Here is a 16,179-nt window from a genome sequence, read left to right as displayed (position 1 = left end):
GCGGGGCCGCACCTGGTGGGCAGGGAGGGACGTGGTGAAGGGCTCGGGGAGGGCGCCGGCAACGCCGGCGACCGACTAGAGCGCGATCCCGTCAAAGACGGGAGGCGCCTTGCCAGCCTAGCGTTTGCAGACCTTCGCCGCGACGGCTGCGAACTGGAAAGATGCGGACGAAGTGGCCACTCGCCGCGCGTTGCATGAACGTCCGCTTGTGTGGCCGCCACTTGGATCAAAAAATCTGACGGGGGACATGCTCCATCACGTCCCGCCCGGCATGCTCCATCATGAAAAAGACGGCCCGACGACCGTCACGACAAGTGTCGAGCCGAAGCTGAAGCTGGTGCCGCATCAGCCTTGGCCGTGGCCCGCTTCGCCCCGGTTCCCAGCCAGACCGACCCCACGATGATCGCAAGTGCGGCAAGGCGCTGCGGGGTCATCGCCTCGCCAAGGACCAGAACGCCCAGCATGGTGCCGCCCACGGGGATCGCGAAATTAACCTGGGCCATGCGCGTCGCCCCGAGCCTCGGCACGAGGTGGAAGTAGATCAGGTTCGCCGAGGCGGTCGAGAACAGCCCCAGATAGATGACCGCCCCGAGTGAGGAGAAGGTCAGCTCGATACGCGTGACATCGGCGCCGGAGGCGGCGACAACGCCAGCCATGAAGAGGGTGCCCAGGCTTACTTCAGCGATGCCTACGAAGCTCTGAAAACCGCGATCACCCAAACCGGACAGGGCATCAACACCGCCCACGGCGGCGATACCTTTTTTTAAAGGTCAGCATTCGCGTAAGCACGTTCGTTTTGAAGACAAAATGCTGTGCCAAAGCGCCAATGATGTGAACCGCGACAAGAACCAGCAGCGGCGTCCAGAAAAATGTATGATATTGGGCGTAGGTGTCGTTTCCCGTGAACCAGGCAAGCAGGCCCAGGCTCGGCATCACAAACAGGATCGCATAGATCAGAAAATGCGTGATCTTTGCCAGCCATGTGGCCCATGAAGGAACGCCCTGTGGATGGACGGGGCGCCCGGTCCAGAATCGGTCGACCAACCGTATAAAGGCGGCGACCAGAATGGTCGAACCAGCCGCGATATGTCCCCAGCCCACATATTTCGTGAACTGGGCGGTCTGCGTACCTTGCTGTGTGGCATCCCATAGGGACACCATCGATTCGCTGTCGATATACTGGACGATGATCAGCAGAACGATCAACCAATGAAGCCAGATGTTGATCCGGCTCCATTCGGTTTCAAACGATGCCTGGGCCATGTTTTTCCTTTGCAAATTAAACCCCGTGGATGCGCGTTTACTGGTTCCATGGCCGGCCGGGACTCATGCCTGTTACAAAATCGATCTTCGATTGCGCCTCCCAGGACACCTTGTCGAAATCACCGATCACATAGGTCATATTATAAGGTCCGACAGCGGGGGTACTATAAAATTTGGGCGATACCGATTTGAGGTAGTTCAATAGCGCTTCAGGAACGTCTTCGTTGCCCGTGGTTAGTAAAAGCGGCGCGTGAAACCCCATGTGCGACAACGGAGCAGACGCGACTGCCCCTTGCCAATCGTTAATATTCACGACGGTAAAACCGTGACCGGCGGCGGTGATGTTCCATCCCACCATTCCCGCCGGATCCCACATTTTTGCGAACTGAATTGCGGTGGTGACCTCGTCATTCTTGGGCGGGCCATTAAACACGATCGGGTTGTAGTTATCGATGCGGGTCACATCGCCATATTGTGAAAGCTGGCGGACAATTTCGGGAGAAATCTGCTCCGGCCCGCCCCATACATAAATATGCGCCTTTCCGTTTCGGCGTTTAAGCGCGTCGATGGTCGGTTGCGGGACACCCTGTTTGTTCACCCAGAAAAAACCGGTGGGCATATGCGATACCCAATGTGTTGCGGGCAGCGCATATTTCCACGCATCGACAGATGCGATCATCACATCCATGACACCATTTCCGCCGGCGCTGGCAACGGCACCCATCGTCGGAACCCCGGTGTCCGGGTTCTGTGCCTTTCCATAATAGGCGTCGACCTTGTTCGCCAATGTATAAGGGTCCGCGGCAGTGATTTCGTCATGTTTGATGTGCATCCGGTCGAGCTCGTCCAACACGGCTGAATTGGCCGCTGCGCCGATCGCGATGACCTTCACGTCACCGGCCATCGCCATACCGGTTGCACCAAGTCGTTTGATTTCATCGCGTGTCACTTTGGGGATGCCGTTTTTCGTGACGTACAGTATCGGCGCATCCAGCGGAAAATGGATCAGCGGGACCGCAGTCATCGCGGTAATGGGATCGTCCGCAGTGACCAGCAAAATGCCCCACGGGCGGTCCGGCACCTGATCCTGTTCGCCTTCGGCATTTTCCGGGCGACTGGCCGTCCAGACATGCTGGGTCACTGCCACGGCCTCGGAATACGGGTCGGTGCCCCATAGCCGGGTCGTGGTTTTGGTATTCAGCGTCATCAGCGTCGGTTCGTTCTTGGGGGCAGCCGGAATGAGGCTGCGCGAATCCGACCCGTCCTTTGCAATGGCAGATTGCGCCGGGTGCCCGGACGCGGGCATCCCACCGGCGGCGATTACGGCGACAACCGTTGCGGACGTCAATATCCGCCGCAACGACAGGGGATTTCGGATTGCGCGTGATTTCGACTGCATGAAAATTCACCTCGACATTATATTTGGCACGACCACCTGAGGCGCGGTCAAGCTGGGGGCGTCATGCCGTCGGGATAAACACAAGTCCTGACAAAGACCTGACACGCTGACTCGAACTGTAGCGGGGCGACAAACGTGCAGGCGGTCAGCGTTCAGCCCGCGCGTCCAGCGAACCAGACGCGGAACACCGCGCCCCCGCCGACGGCATTTTCAGCCGCAATCCCGCCGCCATGTGCCTGTACGAGCCGCTTTACGATGCCCAGGCCCAGGCCCGCCCCATCCATATTGCGACGATCCTTGCGCCAGAAACGATCGTGGCTGTTGAAAATCTCGCGTTCGAATTGATGTTGCGCGATTAGGGCACTGAGCGCTCTTTCAGGCCCCATTCGGCTGGCGTGTGTTAAAAACCTATCGAACGATCCCGATTTGATGCGCCGGCCCGCCGGGGGGATGGCCGGGCCGGCGCCTGCAGCTGGCTTAGCGACGGGGGAGCTTTGCCAGGGCAGCCTTGTAAGCCGCGTAATGCGTGCCTTCGTCGACCGCGATCTGGCGGAACATCTGCGCCACCTTCTTGTCGCCGGCCGCTTCCGCCTCCTTGGCGAAATTCACGTACATCGTGACATTCTCGTAGTGCTCGCCCTTCATGGCATCTTCGAGGTTCACATTGTTGCTGCTGCCGAGCCGCAGCGCCTGCGCTTCGCGATCGAAGTGCTCGTTGGCCTCGACGTTGGCCGATGCGCGGAAGAGCTTGGCGAGTTCGGGCTTTCCCGCCGCCTGCGCCTGGTCGGCGTACCGCAGATACTTCAGGTTGGCATAAGCCTCCCCGTGCATCGCGGCTTCGAGGTTCGCCCGCGTGCTGGCGGCTAGCGGGCGGGTCGGCGCCGACGGCGCGGCGGTCACGCTGACGGCGAAAATGGTCGCGGCACCGGCGGCAGCGACGATCAGGGACTTCATCATGGTCGATACTCCATTGCCGCCGGAAGTGCGGCTGCCCCGCTATCGACCCCGGTCCTGACGACGACCTGACAGGTCCGCGGCAACCGCATTCTCGAGCCGTCGGAAAAACTCGCTGTGCCGTCAGGTTTCGGTCAGGCGGTGCTGCGATCTCCCGGTCATCGAGGCTATCCCGCCTCTGACAGGAGCTCGTTCGATGATCCGATTTGCCCCCTTGAAGGTCGCAGCCTTTCTCGCCGCCGTCGCAGCTGCGCCGATGGCGATGGCGTCGCCCGTCTGCACCAAGGCGCCTCAGGCCAAATGGATGACGCCGGCACAAATGAAAGGCCGCATCGCCAAGATGGGCTATCGCGACGTCAAGGTCTTTCAGGTGTCCGGCAGCTGCTACGAAATCTACGCTCACACCAAGGACGGCAAGCGCGCCGAAGTCTATTTCAACCCGGTGAACGGCGCGGTCGTTCAGAACAACGTCGACTGACGATGAGCCACGTCGCTCCAGCGGCTCCTTCCCGAAACCCTGCTCGCAACCGCGGCAGGGTCAAGGTCTGGGACCCGATCGTCCGCATCTTTCACTGGACCGTGGTAGGAGGTGTGATCGCCAACCTGACGTTCCTTCGGCATGAGGAGCCGCCGCATATCTATGTCGGCTACGTTGTCGTCACGGCGCTGGCGATCCGGCTGATCTGGGGTGTTATCGGCCGGCGTCACGCGCAATTCGCCAGCTTCGTGCCAGGCCCGTTCGTGTTGCTGCGCTATTTTCGCGCGCTGGCTGCCCGGCGCGAGCCGCGCTACATCGGGCACAACCCGGCCGGAGGCGCAATGATCGTCGTCCTCATTGTCCTGCTGGCGACGGTGGGGACCAGCGGATGGATGATGGGGCTCGACCAATTCTGGGGTGTGGGCTGGGTCGAGACGTTGCACGAAACCGCCGCCAATGTTCTGATCGGCGCGGTAGCCCTGCATGTCATCGGTGCGATCGTCGAGAGCGTGCGGCACCGGGAAAACCTGCCGCTGGCGATGGTCACTGGCTACAAACGTGCACCAACGGGGACCGACATCGACCATGCGCCTGCTGCTGATTGAAGACAACGCCCGGCTCGGCAGCCTGGTTCGGGACGGCCTGATCCCGCAGTGTTTCGCGGTCGATTGGGTCGAGACCGTCGAGGACGCCGAGCTGGCGATGAAGGTGGCGACATATGACCTGCTACTGGTCGACCTTGGCTTACCCGATGGAGACGGCTTGGACATCGTCCGCCGTTCCCGCCGGGACAAGAATGCGACGCCGATCCTTGTCCTGACCGCGCGAGGTGGCCTCGACGATCGCGTCACCGGACTCGACGCGGGCGCTGACGACTATCTGGTGAAGCCGTTCCAGATTCCCGAGCTCGCGGCGCGGTGTCGTGCCCTGCTGCGACGACCCGGGGCGTCGCTCGGCACCCAGCTCGCCGCGGGCAACGTCGTGCTCGATTGTGCCTCACGGTCGGCCGACGTGGGCGGCGTCGCGATCGACGCGACGCCGCGTGAAATCAACCTGCTCGAAGTTCTGCTCCGCCGCGCCGGACACGTCGTCGCCAAGCCGGCGCTTGAGAATACGCTATATGCGATGGACGCCGAGGTAACGCCCAACGCGTTGGAAGCGGCAGTATCGCGGCTGCGCAAGCGCCTGACCGCCGCCGGGGCGGACGTGCAGGTCCGCACCGTGCACGGCGTCGGCTATGCGCTGTTCGCGCCAAGCGTATCTGGTGAATAGGATGGATGCGGTTCGGCCAAGGCGACGGCCCCCTACGCTGTTCCGACAGATTGCGGCGCGTCTGGCGGCGTTCACGCTGCTGTTCGCAGCACTCGACGTCGGGATCGTCGTGTTCACCTACAGTCGCCAGCCCGAATCGCTCGCGCAGGAATTGCTGACGCTTGAAGCGACGAAGGCTCAGGCAGGCGGCGTGCTGTCGCCCGACCTGCTAACCGGACCGCCGGGGGCCGAATCCTGGTCCGCGCGCTATGTCGAACCGGGATCACCCGAACTCCGGCGGGTAGGGGAAACCGGGATCGACGGCGCGTCAACCCTGGTCGACTGGACGCGGCGCGAACAGACTCCTCGCGGCTATCGGATATCGGGCGTTCGCGCGATCGATCGCGGCGAGGAGCGGCGATGGCTGGCGATGCAGTTCGAGGGCGACGGCATCCGCCCCTATGTGCCGGTGATCGTGAACGAGATCATTCAGCACGTGATGCTGCCGCTGATCCCGTTGTCGCTGTTGCTGTTGCTGTTCAACGTCTTCGCCGTCCGTCGGGTGCTCCAACCGCTCCGCCATGCCGAGCGCGAAGTGGACGCGCTGGAACCCGACAACACCCTGCTTCGCCTTTCGGAGCCGAGTGAGCCGCGAGAGGTCAACACGCTCGTCAGTGCCGTCAATCGGGCGCTCGGTCGGCTCGATGCAGCGATGGCGACTCTGCGGGAGTTCACTGCCAACGCCGCACATGAGCTGCGCACACCGTTGTCGATCATGCAGCTATCGCTCGATCGGCTCCCCGCAGGCAAGCAACGGGACGAACTGCAGGCCGATGCGCGGCACCTGACCCGTCTCGTCGAACAGATGCTCGATCTCGCCCAAGCCGACGCGCTGGCCCTCGATGGCCACGTTGCCATCGATATCGCCGACATCGGCCGGGACGTCGTGGCCGCGATGGCGCCAAAGGTGTTCGCGGCGCAGCGTGATCTACGTTTCGAGAGCTTCGGCGACACCGCGGCGATCGGGCACCCGGAAGCGATCTTCCGCATCTATCGCAACCTGATCGACAATGCGCTGTCACACGCGCCCGGCGTCACGCCCATCGACGTAAGCGCGGGACCCGGTCCACAGCTGACGGTCCGTGACTACGGGCCGGGGATTGCAGAGGTCGATCTTCCGCACGTGTTTGACCGCTTCTGGCGCAAGGATCGCCGCAGCTCTACCGGAGCGGGCCTAGGCCTTGGCATCGTGCAACGGTTGACCGAAGCGCATGGTGGAACGGTCAGCGTCGAAAACGCGACAGGCGGGGGTGCTTCGTTTCGCGTCCGACTCGAGGTCTAGACTTGAAATTACGGGAGCCATCGCTTTCGTCAGCTGTTCGTCAGGCCCGTGCCGCAACGCACCTGGCGTAGCTACATCGCTCCATCATCCTTGCACTGCTGTCCGGAGCCAAATACAATCCAATTCCCGCCCACTCGGCGGCTCACCGAGTTCGACATACTTTAGGATAGCCAATGACGACCGACGCCATCGATCACGCGCCAGGAGAACATCATCTCGTCCACCGTACAGGCTGGCTTCGCGCAGCGGTGCTCGGTGCCAACGACGGAATCATTTCTGTTTCAAGCCTGATCGTCGGTGTCGCAGCCGCGCCAGGCTCGACTGCGAGCACAGTCCTTGTTGCGGGGGTAGCAGCATTGGTCGGGGGTGCACTGGCGATGGCGGCGGGCGAATATGTTTCGGTCAGTTCGCAGGCGGATACCGAGAACGCTGACCTTGCGCGGGAATCGGCCGAGTTGGAACGTTCGCCCGTGACCGAAACGCGGGAACTGGCCGCAATCTATGAAGGGCGTGGCGTCGAGCCGTCGCTAGCGATTCAGGTGGCCGAACAGATGATGGCACATGACGCTCTGGGAGCGCATCGCCGTGATGAGCTTGGCCTTGCTGACGACGGCGCATCGCAGCCGATGCAGGCCGCGGTATCCTCGGCCTTGGCATTTGCCGCCGGCGCGATCCTACCCGTGATCGCTGCATTAGCACCGCGTAGCGCTGTGCTTTATGCGGTACCAGCAACGGCATTGGTGCTGCTTGGCGTGCTGGGTGCGCTTGGAGCGAAGGCGGGCGGCGCCCCGATCGGGCGCGCCATGATCCGGGTGGTTTTACTGGGTGTCCTTGCGATGGGGATGACGGCCCTTATTGGGGCTTTCACCGGGGCGGTGGTTTAAAAGCTTTTCGTTGCCCGCGGCGATGCGACACTAGTCCGCACCGCTACGTCCCGAAAACGAGTAAGCAAACGCATCGCCACCCACGCCTATGGTCAGCCCCCCCTTTCGCAAAGCTGATCGTATCCGGCACCACGCTAATTTGTTGCCGAAGTTTCCCGAAGCCTCCACCGTAACTGTCTTTGGCCGTGAAGCGACGGGGCACTCACAGCGCACACCAACCGCCAGAAAAACGACCGGTTTTCTGGCGATTGCTGTTTTTGCCTCGTCCCCCCTGCCTTGTGGTCGGAATACCCGTTGCGGAAACCACCAGCACATTGCAGGGTGTCAGATATCTTTTCTGGCGGGGTGGCGATGCTCATCGGATATGTGAGGGTGTCCAAGGCTGACGGATCGCAGACGCTGGCACCGCAGCGCGATGCGCTGCTCGCCGCAGGCGTCGATGCCTCGCGCATTTATGAGGATCTCGCGTCGGGTCGTCATGATGCACGTCCCGGCCTGACTGCCTGTCTCAAGGCATTGCAGCCCGGCAATACACTGGTGCTCTGGAAACTGGATCGCCTCGGACGCGACCTGAGGCATTTGGTCATCACCGCCGAGGCGCTGCGTGAGCGCGGCATTGGGTTGAAGGTGCTGACCGGCGCCGGCGCGCAGATTGACACCACCACCGCCAACGGCCGCCTGGCCTTTGGCATCTTCGCCGCTTTTGCAGAGTTCGAGCGCGAGTTGATCGCCGAGCGCACACAGGCCGGCCTTGCCGCGGCACGCGCGCGGGGGCGCATGGGAGGGCGACCCCGCAAGATGGACAAGGCAACGCTGGCGATAGCGATGGCCGCCATGTCCGATCGCAACGCGATCGCAGCCGATGTCGCGCGCCGTCTCGGGATGACGACGACGACACTCTATATGTACGTGAACGGTGACGGCACGCCCAAGGCGCCGGGCCAGGCACTGCTCGACGGTGTGCCATACCGCAAAGAACGGCTGCAAGCCGCGTGATAGATCACGCCGCGCCTCAGCGATCAGGCATATCGTCGAGCAGGCGAGGCGATCACGTCGTGTTCAATCGACCGGGCCGAGATCGCAGCCGGCGTCAGCGCTGCGGGGACGCATACTCCCCGGCGCGGCTTGCCCGTCAGCCGCTGGGGTCGCGCCAGGACCATCAGATTCATCACCGCCGCGCCGATCAGGAACTCCTCTTCTGCTCCGCGAATGCCGCGCAGGTGAAGCCGTCTCATGCCATGCTTGCCCTTGGCGTCGGCGAAGAACCGTTCGACCCCGCGCCGCAACCGCATAGACCGCTTGTAGAGCCCGGTTTCCACTTCGGCTCTGGCAAGATCGCGGACGTCCTCATCGTCCAGCCGAACCAGGGTACGACGCCGCGCCGTCGTGCATTTCTTCCGAAGCACGCACGCCTCGCAGTCACGCGCATCGGCTGCATAACGGTGTACGCCGGTGGGCAGATGGAAGGCATGATGTCGGAGCGGCTTTCCGGTCGGACAGGTAAAGCTGTCAATGTCACGATCATAGCTGAAGGCCGTTCGCGGCAGCTTGCCCTTGGTCTGTTGCGTACGGTCGATTACCGGAATGTGCGGGATTGCGCCGTGATCCCTTACGAAGCCGAGGAAGTTGGCGCTGCCATAGGCTTTGTCGGCCGCAACCCGCTTGGGACGATAATCAAAGCGATCGGCCGATCGCTCGAGCATGACGCGCCCCGCATCAACTTCCTCCGCGAACCGAGCCGGTGTCGCCTTCACATCGAGAGCGACGCCACTCGGGGTGTCGACCAGCGCATTCAGGGCGTAGCCGAACCGGCCACGCACCGTTCGCGCCGACCAAGCCGCGGCAGGGTCCGTTCGAGAGACGCCTTGGCAGCTTTTCGAGCGCGCCATTTCAAAGACGGCATCTCCTGTGTCGTGCACCCACTCCCTAACCGCGCGCGACGCGTTGGCGACATACGGCAGGTAGCCAGGAACGGTCTTGCGCTGCCAGCTCGCATCAGCCGCTATGAACGATGCATCGATCGCGGCGTCTTTTCCGCCAATCAGTCCTTCACTGATGCAGCGTCGGACCGTGCTTTCGAACAGGATCCGGAACACGTCGGCATCGCGGAAACGACCGTGCCGGTTCTTGCTGAACGTCGAGTGGTGCGGAACCTTGTCTCCCGGCGCGAGACGGCAGAACCAGCGATAGGCCAGATTGTAGCGCAGCTCCTCACACAGGCGCCGTTCGGACGTGATCGCGTAAATGCGGCCGACCAAGGCCATGCGGATGAGGAGTTCGGGATCGATCGATGGCCGTCCCCTTGCGCTGTAGTGACCGGCCAGTGCCTGTCTCAACTCGCCGATGTCGAGACATCGATCGACGCGACGCAGCAGGTGGTCTGTGGGCAACATGGCTTCTACGGTGCGGGGGGACGCCCCTTCCCGCTTACCGCGACAGGCTGGTCCCATCATAGCGACGCTCCTTTCGGCAGGGGTGAAACGAAGGAGCAACCCGGCATGTCCGGCATTTTTCAACAGGCCCGATCGAAAATGAACGCCAGGTCGCTCTCCTCGATGCCCTTCCCGTGATCGCGCACGCTGATCTGCGGCCCTGGCCCCACCACTACTTCGATCGGTGTCGGTCCCGGCGCATGAGAAAGCGCGTTTTCGATCAAGTTGCGATAGATGCGGACTATCGCTTCACGGTGCCCGGCTATGGTGGCGGCACCCAGGTCGGTGAAGCGGATTTCGCGATCCATCGCATATGCCTTTGGGGTCAGCTCCGCCACGATTTCGCGACCGACCCCGGCAAGGTCGACACGTTGGTCCGCCTCCACGACCAGCGACTCCGCCTGTGTGAGATCGAGCAGCTGACCGACCAGACGAATCATCATCTCGGTGTCATTTCGCAACGCATCGCGTTCTTTGCCGGGTGGAAGTTGCATCAGCGCCATCTGCATGATGGACAGCGGCGTCCGGAGTTCATGCGCCGCATTGGCGGTGAACAGGCGCAATGTGCCCATCGTCGCTTCGAGCCTGTCAAGCGCACGGTTCACCGCGCTGACAAGGGTAACCACCTCACGCGGAGAGGGTGGTTCCGACAATCGGGTCAGCCCATTTTCGGGATCAAGCGCATCGACCTCGCTTTCCGCACGCCGCAAAGGGCGCAGCACACGACGCACGGCCACGATGTTGAACAACAACATTAATACGGAAAGGGGAATGAGCGGCAATGCGACATGCTGGACAATTTCGTTGCCGATCACGGGCGCATAGGGCCGAATACCGCCACCTTCAAATTCCATGAACAGCCAATATGGGTGCTGTGGCGACCCGACCGATCGTACCCCTGAAATACGATATCCGCCCGCAACGCGTTCACGCTGCGTCCAGTCGATCAGTCTGGCCGTGCCATTTGGCGCACGCAACTGTTCAGGCGCGCGTGGCCGGTGGGGGGTATCGACTATGCGAACGACCCACCGTTTTGCACCGGGAGGTCCGGCCAACAGGTCGCGCGGTAGCGTTTCGGTCGAATTCGCCTTTCCTGCTTCCAGCGTCAGCAATTCTTCAGCAAGAGATTCGGGCTGGCTCGTGTATAGAAAAACAACGATGGCGACATCGAAAATTGCGAACAGCACCGTAAATGCCGCCAGCCGGATTGCGATCTGGCGGAATAATGTCGCCCCTTTCGACCCTGTGTTGCCGCCGCTAATTATCGGACCGGCTTTGCACGAAAAGCCCGTACCCCACGCCGTGCACAGTACGGATTTCAACGTCCGCCGCAGCCCGTGATAACCGTTTGCGCAGTCGCGACACGGACGCCTCAAGGGCGTTCGGCGTTACTTCCGCACCCATGGCATATAGGGTGTTATCCAGCATCTGCTTGGTTGCGACATGACCGGATCGTCGGAGCAATGCCTCCAGAAGATCAACCTCTCGCGGGGTGGCGTTGACGGGGGATCCCGCGACGCTGAACGCACGTTCGGCCGATTCCAGCATGACATTCCCGGCCTGTAACTTCGTTCCGAGCATAGTTCTCGGCCGGCGTAACAATGCCCGGCATCTGGCCGCCAGCTCGGCTATCTGAATTGGTTTTATCACATAATCGTCGGCGCCCGCGTCCAGCCCCGTGACCCGGTCGTCTAACCCGCCACGCGCGGTCAGTATCAGGATCGGCACGGTATTTCCGCCTGTGCGGATTTGGCGAATGCAATCTAGGCCGTCCTCATCGGGCAAGCCCAAATCGAGCAGCAAAAGATCGTAATCGCTGATCGCCAGCGCCGATTTCGCGGCATTTGCGGTTTCACACCAGTCAATTGCGAAGCCCTGGCGGCTGAGGCCATCGCGTATCAGGCTGGCAAGCCGCCGATTATCTTCGATCAACAGCAATCGCATAACTATCGGTCCCGGTTTGAATCCCGTTCTGGCGTCACCCACGATACTGCGCAAGCCGGTTATCCGATCTGATGCTTGCGTCGTTATCGAATGCGGAAAAACATCGCATTCAGACCTGACTCGTCATTTCTTCGGTTACAACCGGTTGTCCGTCGTCAGATGATTTGGGACACGAGGGCCTGATCGAGAACGGAGGGCCTGGCTCGTTGTGGTTTCAGTTTATGCCGCGGTCTGGCGATGCAGCAAGCGGCGCTTCTCGATGGTTTTGGCTTTGATCTCCTTTCGTGTTTTCAGGATGGCTTCGGCCCTGCCGAGATAGACGTCGGCGGGCGCGAGGTTGCCCAGGCTCTCGTGGTAGCGGTGATGGTTGTAGTGGTCGATGAAGTCGCCGATCGCCTGTTCCAGAGCGCCGGGCAGGTAATAGTTCTCGAGCAAGATGCGGTTCTTGAGGGTCTGGTGCCAGCGTTCGATCTTGCCCTGGGTCTGAGGGTGGCGGGGAGCACCCCGGACGTGATCCATGCCCTCGTCAGCAAGCCAGTCGGCCAGTTCCCCGGAGATGTAACTGCTGCCATTGTCGCTGAGCAGCCGGGGCCGGTGGGCAACCGTGGCTTGATTGCAGCCGGAGGCGACCAGAGCATCTTCCAGTGTCGCGGTCACATCAGACGCCCTCATCGTCGTGCAGAGCCGCCAGGCGATGACGTAGCGGCTGTAGTCGTCGAGGATGGTCGAGAGGTAGAACCAGCCCCAGCCGATGACCTTCAGGTAGGTGAAGTCGGTCTGCCAGAGCTGGTTCGGTCGGACCGTCTTCTCGTGGAACTCCTCTGCCGCCTTGATCACCACGAAGGCCGGGCTGGTGATCAGGTCATGCGCCTTCAGAACCCTGTAGACGCTGGCTTCCGACACGAAGTAACGCTGAGTGTCGGTGAAGCGGACGGCGAGCTCCCGGGGTGACAGCTCGGGCTCTTCGAGTGCCAGATCGACGACCTGCTTGCGCACCTTGTCAGGAATCCGGTTCCAGACCCGGGCCGGACGCGAGGGGCGGTCCTCGAGCCCGGCGGCGCCGAGCGACAGGTAGCGATCATACCAGCGGTAGAAGGTCGTGCGCGGGATGCCCAGCATGTCCAGCGTCCGCTTCGCCGACAGGTGCGATTGCTCCACCTGCCGGATGATCTCGAGCTTCTCGGAGGCGGGATATCTCATTCCTCGTCGCCCCCATCCCCGAGCATGCTTTTTTTGAGCAGGCGGTTCTCCAGGGTGAGATCGGCCACCGCCTCCTTCAGCGCCGACGCTTCCTGCCGCAATTCCTTGACCTCGGGGCTGCTGGCCTGGCGCGCTGTGTCGCCGGCGAGCCGCTTCTTGCCAGCCTCGAGGAACTCCTTCGACCAGCTGTAATAGAGGCTCGTCGCGATCCCCTCGCGCCGGCAGAGCTCGGCAATACTGTCCTCGCCGCGCAGCCCTTCCAGGACAATGCGGATCTTCTCTTCGGCGGAATGGTGCTTCCGCGTGCGCCGGCGGATGTCCTTCACCATCGACTCCGCCGTCGGCTTCGCTGTTCCGGGTTTCTGTCTCATCTTCACTCCTTGGTGGTTACGATGAGCCAGAAACCCTCCGTTACAAAATCAACTCAGATGTCTCAGGGGTGCTGACGCGGGACAATCAAGCCATTGCGTTCACCCTTGACGTTGATGAAGGTGACGTCCAGCCCATTCTGCGCTTCGCGCGCGGCCTTCATGGACAGTTTGCGTTCGTCTTTTCCGCTCAGCTTGAGCGCGGGCGTGAGGATGGGGGCATTCATCGGATTGATCTCCTGCCGCAAGCGTCAGGCTCACGTGCCTCTCGGCACGGCCTTCGACGCTTGGGACTTTGGTCGATTGGGGTGAGCTGACGCCTATGCGTCTTCACGACGCTCGGCATTCGGAGCGCGCCTCAGCGGCGCAGTCCCCCTTCACCAAGGAGGGTCCGCTTCCTCTCGCGACCGGGCGATCCGACGCGAGTGTGAATTAGCGTAGCGGCAAGAATGAAGCTCGGCTGAGGCGGCGTACAACCGCATCATCGCCGTGCTGGCGGTATCGAGCGTGAGGATATCCATCGCACGCCTCACGCCGCTAGTCGACCATGCTGGTAAACAGCAAGCAGGAGCCCGGCGCGCTCTATCATCCGGCGCAAACCGCCCTCGGTGCCTGGCTCGGCGTCAGCCGTCCAGATGCATTCGAGCCGACCGGTCTCTCCACTGACACGCCACGCAGCAACAATTCGAATCCGGTTCGGGCGAGAAGACTTGGTGAAGAGACGGTCACGCTCGCGCCGCAGATCAGCGAAAGCGGAATTATGCTTCGGCGGGGCGATCTGCGGACCGCGGCGCGAGCCCGGTAGAGTAAAAAACTGGAGTGTCATGTCTCACCTCCGTGACGAGCCGCTCGGCCGTCACTGGCGAGACTGATCAATCAGACTCGCCGGAACGACCTGAGCGGCACGCTTGCTCGACTACTGTCGCTTGGCATTGCTCGTTGATCCTCATGCGTCGGCAGCGGGCTAGAGCCGCTGAATGACATTGGCTGGATATCACTGTCCTTCCTTGAGTGACAGTGTCTTGGGGGGTTGGCCAGATATACGAACAAACATCCGGAATATACCATCGTATATCTCAAAGTCTTCGACGGTGACTATCTGCACAATATCAGGCCGCTTAGAGTCATCGGACACGGGAACGTTGGCTCCAGCAGCGATGTGATCGTTCTAATTTAGTTTATTTTGGTCCGAGGTCGATTGCGGGTATCGAGATGGTTCTTGTTGAGCGCATCGTCGCACGAAGCCCTCGTCTCCGGCGGTCGCTCTATTCGTTGTCTTTAACGCTTCTGAAAGCGGCGTTCCGGCTTCGCCGCATAGGCTTGGATGCTTTTGCGCGACCGACATTACGCTTATCGCAGTACCTCTTTCGTACTGCCTCCTCGCGGACACGTAGTCGCTATGCTGCCGAGTCAAGGATGGCGTCCGGCTCGCTCTATGTGGCCCGCCGCCTTTCTCTCAAATTATGGATTACTCTGATCTTTGCCACCGCTCAAAGCCCGTTGCCCTGGGGATTCGGGAAAGCGCTTACGATGATGCTGTTTGTGAGCGCGGCCATCAGTTGCGTCTTGGCTCTCGTGAACCACGAGCGCTTTAGGTTGGGAGTCTTGAGCTACTGGGACGAAGCTTTGGCCTTTGTCCTGCTCGGCCAGACTGCGCGGATGGTGTTTCTACGTTGATTGTGGGTGCGCCATGTCGCGGGCTTTTAGCTTCGAGATCCGGTCCCGTAACCTGCCACGCCGCTCAGAATTCGCGAAGATGGCCGTCGAGTCGAGCCTCCTGGAAGCGATCACCGCTCATGGCGTCATTTGGTGCTGGTTATGACGGAGCGTCGCACCAATCGCCGGCGCCGCACCCTGTTGACTGGGAAGATTATCTTCAATCAACGATCTTCAGTGATCACTTGCGTCGTCCGCAACTTGTCAGACACGGGCGCCTGCCTCGAGATTCCGGCTACCCTGAATGTTCCGGACGCCTTCGAGCTGAAAATAGAACCTGGCGGAGCTCGCTCGCAGTGTCGGATTGTCTGGCGGCTCGCGACGCGCATCGGCGTTGCGTTCGATTGACACGGATGCAGAACGCGCCCTCACTCTCAACAAGGCTGCCAGTCCGCGGCGCTCGCCCGAGATAGTGCCGAGGGACATAGAACCGCGAGCGCGACCGTTTATGTGGCCGGACGGCGAGGCACAATTCTACAAGTGCAGACTGTAGAGAAAGGGCCAATCTCATAAGGAGAATGGCGCGCCCGACACGATTCGAACGTGTGGCCTCCACCTTCGGAGGGTGGCGCTCTATCCAGCTGAGCTACGGGCGCATCGATATTCAGATAGTGTCCGAGATCGAACAGGGTCAATCCCGAATCCAACAATCGAAGCGGCTCAAACCAAGCGGGGCTGAATCCCGCCGTTTGCTGCCGTTCGTACTCCCGAACCTCCTTTCAGTTTGCTTCCGTGGTGCTTCCGCGACCTCGAACGCGATTTTGATGCTTCCTTCGAGTTTTTCCAATCGCTTGGTTTCACTCGATTTTTACGACACCCTCGTTCAGCAGAAAGAGCTTGCGTTTGCCTTCGGAGGGCGCTCCCCCGAGGATATTTCAGGAAAGATGATGGGGTGGGGATTACTCCCGGCGTTTGAAGGGGTCTGTTGCCGGAGGGGGCAGAATAGTA

20 protein-coding genes and 1 tRNA gene are annotated in these 16,179 nt (G+C 61.3%); 9 read left to right on the top strand and 12 right to left on the bottom strand.

The features are described 5' to 3' along the window. Nucleotides 1–305 precede the first annotated feature (305 nt). The 5 genes from DL1_RS19535 to DL1_RS19510 form a co-directional block, all read right to left on the bottom strand. Complete coding sequence (locus DL1_RS19535; protein WP_051693707.1) at nucleotides 306–746, bottom strand: EamA family transporter; 441 nt, start codon at nucleotides 744–746, stop codon at nucleotides 306–308. Beyond that, complete coding sequence (locus DL1_RS21085; protein ID WP_051693706.1) at nucleotides 733–1,263, bottom strand: cytochrome b; 531 nt, start codon at nucleotides 1,261–1,263, stop codon at nucleotides 733–735. Before DL1_RS21085 ends, DL1_RS19535 begins: the two co-directional genes overlap by 14 nt. Before the next feature lie 37 nt (nucleotides 1,264–1,300). Continuing rightward, on the bottom strand, nucleotides 1,301–2,662 hold the full coding sequence (locus DL1_RS19525) for a hypothetical protein (protein WP_143081755.1): 1,362 nt from the start codon (nucleotides 2,660–2,662) through the stop codon (nucleotides 1,301–1,303). Between the two features lie 152 nt (nucleotides 2,663–2,814). Beyond that, the gene (locus tag DL1_RS22275) at nucleotides 2,815–3,048 is read right to left on the bottom strand and encodes an ATP-binding protein (protein ID WP_038069683.1); all 234 of its coding nucleotides are present in this window, start codon (nucleotides 3,046–3,048) and stop codon (nucleotides 2,815–2,817) included. Nucleotides 3,049–3,139: 91 nt separating this feature from the next. After that, nucleotides 3,140–3,619, bottom strand: a complete 480-nt coding sequence (locus DL1_RS19510; RefSeq protein ID WP_051693705.1) for an acyl-ACP desaturase — start codon at nucleotides 3,617–3,619, stop codon at nucleotides 3,140–3,142. A 193-nt stretch (nucleotides 3,620–3,812) separates the two neighbouring features. Between DL1_RS19510 and DL1_RS19505 the strand changes: the two genes are divergently transcribed. The 6 genes from DL1_RS19505 (at nucleotide 3,813) to DL1_RS19480 (ending at nucleotide 8,567) form a co-directional block, all read left to right on the top strand. After that, nucleotides 3,813–4,094 carry a PepSY domain-containing protein gene (locus tag DL1_RS19505; protein WP_038069681.1) on the top strand — a complete coding sequence of 94 codons (282 nt, stop codon included), beginning with the start codon at nucleotides 3,813–3,815 and terminating at the stop codon, nucleotides 4,092–4,094. Nucleotides 4,095–4,096: 2 nt separating this feature from the next. Continuing rightward, nucleotides 4,097–4,699: a cytochrome b/b6 domain-containing protein gene (locus tag DL1_RS19500; RefSeq protein WP_038069678.1), complete on the top strand. Its 603-nt coding sequence runs from the start codon at nucleotides 4,097–4,099 to the stop codon at nucleotides 4,697–4,699. Continuing rightward, the gene (locus DL1_RS19495) at nucleotides 4,680–5,366 is read left to right on the top strand and encodes a response regulator (RefSeq protein WP_038069676.1); all 687 of its coding nucleotides are present in this window, start codon (nucleotides 4,680–4,682) and stop codon (nucleotides 5,364–5,366) included. The genes DL1_RS19500 and DL1_RS19495 overlap by 20 nt, the downstream gene beginning before the upstream one ends. 1 nt (nucleotide 5,367) lies before the next feature. Next, nucleotides 5,368–6,687, top strand: a complete 1,320-nt coding sequence (locus DL1_RS19490; RefSeq protein ID WP_211250653.1) for a sensor histidine kinase — start codon at nucleotides 5,368–5,370, stop codon at nucleotides 6,685–6,687. Nucleotides 6,688–6,860: 173 nt separating this feature from the next. Then, nucleotides 6,861–7,571: a VIT1/CCC1 transporter family protein gene (locus tag DL1_RS19485; RefSeq protein ID WP_038069674.1), complete on the top strand. Its 711-nt coding sequence runs from the start codon at nucleotides 6,861–6,863 to the stop codon at nucleotides 7,569–7,571. A gap of 351 nt (nucleotides 7,572–7,922) precedes the next feature. Beyond that, the gene (locus DL1_RS19480; RefSeq protein ID WP_038069700.1) at nucleotides 7,923–8,567 is read left to right on the top strand and encodes a recombinase family protein; all 645 of its coding nucleotides are present in this window, start codon (nucleotides 7,923–7,925) and stop codon (nucleotides 8,565–8,567) included. 23 nt (nucleotides 8,568–8,590) lie between these two features. Here DL1_RS19480 and DL1_RS19475 read toward each other — a convergent pair whose 3' ends face one another. The 6 genes from DL1_RS19475 to DL1_RS21725 all read right to left on the bottom strand — a co-directional run bounded on the left by DL1_RS19475 (nucleotide 8,591) and on the right by DL1_RS21725 (nucleotide 14,341). Further along, the gene (locus DL1_RS19475) at nucleotides 8,591–10,024 is read right to left on the bottom strand and encodes a transposase (RefSeq protein WP_211250652.1); all 1,434 of its coding nucleotides are present in this window, start codon (nucleotides 10,022–10,024) and stop codon (nucleotides 8,591–8,593) included. Nucleotides 10,025–10,083: 59 nt separating this feature from the next. Then, nucleotides 10,084–11,325 carry a sensor histidine kinase gene (locus tag DL1_RS19470; RefSeq protein ID WP_211250651.1) on the bottom strand — a complete coding sequence of 414 codons (1,242 nt, stop codon included), beginning with the start codon at nucleotides 11,323–11,325 and terminating at the stop codon, nucleotides 10,084–10,086. Further along, nucleotides 11,261–11,947 carry a response regulator transcription factor gene (locus DL1_RS19465; RefSeq protein WP_038069669.1) on the bottom strand — a complete coding sequence of 229 codons (687 nt, stop codon included), beginning with the start codon at nucleotides 11,945–11,947 and terminating at the stop codon, nucleotides 11,261–11,263. Before DL1_RS19465 ends, DL1_RS19470 begins: the two co-directional genes overlap by 65 nt. Nucleotides 11,948–12,166: 219 nt before the next feature. Next, nucleotides 12,167–13,518 (bottom strand): IS3 family transposase gene (locus DL1_RS19460; RefSeq protein ID WP_143081756.1). Its coding sequence is split into 2 segments (ribosomal slippage): nucleotides 12,167–13,182 and nucleotides 13,182–13,518, totalling 1,353 coding nucleotides; the frame shifts between segments, so codons are not numbered across the junction. 62 nt (nucleotides 13,519–13,580) lie between these two features. Next, nucleotides 13,581–13,763: a hypothetical protein gene (locus tag DL1_RS21730; RefSeq protein WP_143081757.1), complete on the bottom strand. Its 183-nt coding sequence runs from the start codon at nucleotides 13,761–13,763 to the stop codon at nucleotides 13,581–13,583. A gap of 281 nt (nucleotides 13,764–14,044) precedes the next feature. Then, on the bottom strand, nucleotides 14,045–14,341 hold the full coding sequence (locus DL1_RS21725; protein ID WP_143081758.1) for a hypothetical protein: 297 nt from the start codon (nucleotides 14,339–14,341) through the stop codon (nucleotides 14,045–14,047). Between the two features lie 590 nt (nucleotides 14,342–14,931). On the opposite strand from DL1_RS21725, the gene DL1_RS19445 reads away from it, so the two are divergent. Then, entirely contained in the window at nucleotides 14,932–15,192 is a 261-nt protein-coding gene (locus DL1_RS19445) for a hypothetical protein (RefSeq protein WP_038069660.1), read from the top strand. 141 nt (nucleotides 15,193–15,333) lie between these two features. After that, nucleotides 15,334–15,579: a PilZ domain-containing protein gene (locus DL1_RS22375; protein ID WP_038069657.1), complete on the top strand. Its 246-nt coding sequence runs from the start codon at nucleotides 15,334–15,336 to the stop codon at nucleotides 15,577–15,579. Nucleotides 15,580–15,750: 171 nt separating this feature from the next. Here DL1_RS22375 and DL1_RS19435 read toward each other — a convergent pair. Beyond that, nucleotides 15,751–15,827, bottom strand: a tRNA-Arg gene (locus DL1_RS19435). A gap of 15 nt (nucleotides 15,828–15,842) precedes the next feature. On the opposite strand from DL1_RS19435, the gene DL1_RS21980 reads away from it, so the two are divergent. After that, nucleotides 15,843–16,179, top strand: a 337-nt coding sequence (locus DL1_RS21980) for a hypothetical protein (protein WP_211250650.1), incomplete at its 3' end; no start/stop codon positions are given.

This window comes from Thioclava dalianensis, assembly GCF_000715505.1.
In the GTDB taxonomy this organism is placed as follows: Bacteria; Pseudomonadota; Alphaproteobacteria; order Rhodobacterales; family Rhodobacteraceae; genus Thioclava; species Thioclava dalianensis.
The sequence above is the reverse complement of the archived record's forward strand: the minus strand, read 5'-3'. Positions and strand labels throughout refer to the sequence as shown.

What these genes read in the sequence shown, in the direction of transcription:
- DL1_RS21085 (WP_051693706.1), bottom strand. Translation starts at nt 1,263, where the DNA reads ATGGCCCAGGCATCGTTTGAAACCGAATGGAGCCGGATCAACATCTGG.
- DL1_RS19525 (WP_143081755.1), bottom strand. Translation starts at nt 2,662, where the DNA reads ATGCAGTCGAAATCACGCGCAATCCGAAATCCCCTGTCGTTGCGGCGG.
- DL1_RS22275 (WP_038069683.1), bottom strand. Translation starts at nt 3,048, where the DNA reads ATGGGGCCTGAAAGAGCGCTCAGTGCCCTAATCGCGCAACATCAATTC.
- DL1_RS19510 (WP_051693705.1), bottom strand. Translation starts at nt 3,619, where the DNA reads ATGATGAAGTCCCTGATCGTCGCTGCCGCCGGTGCCGCGACCATTTTC.
- DL1_RS19505 (WP_038069681.1), top strand. Translation starts at nt 3,813, where the DNA reads ATGATCCGATTTGCCCCCTTGAAGGTCGCAGCCTTTCTCGCCGCCGTC.
- DL1_RS19500 (WP_038069678.1), top strand. Translation starts at nt 4,097, where the DNA reads ATGAGCCACGTCGCTCCAGCGGCTCCTTCCCGAAACCCTGCTCGCAAC.
- DL1_RS19495 (WP_038069676.1), top strand. Translation starts at nt 4,680, where the DNA reads ATGCGCCTGCTGCTGATTGAAGACAACGCCCGGCTCGGCAGCCTGGTT.
- DL1_RS19490 (WP_211250653.1), top strand. Translation starts at nt 5,368, where the DNA reads ATGGATGCGGTTCGGCCAAGGCGACGGCCCCCTACGCTGTTCCGACAG.
- DL1_RS19485 (WP_038069674.1), top strand. Translation starts at nt 6,861, where the DNA reads ATGACGACCGACGCCATCGATCACGCGCCAGGAGAACATCATCTCGTC.
- DL1_RS19480 (WP_038069700.1), top strand. Translation starts at nt 7,923, where the DNA reads ATGCTCATCGGATATGTGAGGGTGTCCAAGGCTGACGGATCGCAGACG.
- DL1_RS19475 (WP_211250652.1), bottom strand. Translation starts at nt 10,024, where the DNA reads ATGATGGGACCAGCCTGTCGCGGTAAGCGGGAAGGGGCGTCCCCCCGC.
- DL1_RS19465 (WP_038069669.1), bottom strand. Translation starts at nt 11,947, where the DNA reads ATGCGATTGCTGTTGATCGAAGATAATCGGCGGCTTGCCAGCCTGATA.
- DL1_RS21725 (WP_143081758.1), bottom strand. Translation starts at nt 14,341, where the DNA reads ATGACACTCCAGTTTTTTACTCTACCGGGCTCGCGCCGCGGTCCGCAG.
- DL1_RS19445 (WP_038069660.1), top strand. Translation starts at nt 14,932, where the DNA reads ATGGCGTCCGGCTCGCTCTATGTGGCCCGCCGCCTTTCTCTCAAATTA.
- DL1_RS22375 (WP_038069657.1), top strand. Translation starts at nt 15,334, where the DNA reads ATGACGGAGCGTCGCACCAATCGCCGGCGCCGCACCCTGTTGACTGGG.